Origin of the sequence: Mesorhizobium sp. WSM4884 (assembly GCF_029625675.1) — a bacterium.
GTDB lineage: Bacteria > Pseudomonadota > Alphaproteobacteria > Rhizobiales > Rhizobiaceae > Mesorhizobium.
In genome coordinates, this window is record NZ_JARTVO010000060.1 from 1 (window position 1) to 393 (window position 393).

Consider the following 393-nt stretch of genomic DNA (forward strand, 5'->3'; position numbering starts at 1 on the left):
CAGGCGATGAAGGCCGCCAACATCGACATGAAGTCGGTCGTGGTCGGCGGCGTCGACGCCACCCAGGACGCGCTGGCCGCGATGCAGGCGGGCAATCTCGACGTGACGGTCTTCCAGGACGCGGCCGGCCAGGGCGCCGGCGCGCTCGATGCGGCGCTGAAGCTCTCCAAGGGCGAGAAGGTGGAGCACAAGGTCTACATTCCCTTCCAGCTCGTCACGCCGGCCAACATCGACAAGTTCCTGAAGAAGAACTGAGATAGGCGCTTCCATACGGAGCGGCGCAAAATTGCGGCCGCTCCCTTCCTTCTTCCGCCCCACCGGGCGGGAGGACGGGCGCGGTCATTCGGAGGAAGAAGACGTGTCACAGACATCGCATGGCATTGGCGGGCTGAG

1 pseudogene is annotated in these 393 nt (G+C 65.1%); it reads left to right on the forward strand.

The features are described from left to right. Positions 1-255, forward strand: a pseudogene (locus P9236_RS30670) (rhizopine-binding protein); the annotation flags it as partial. Between the last annotated feature and the right edge of the window lie 138 nt (positions 256-393).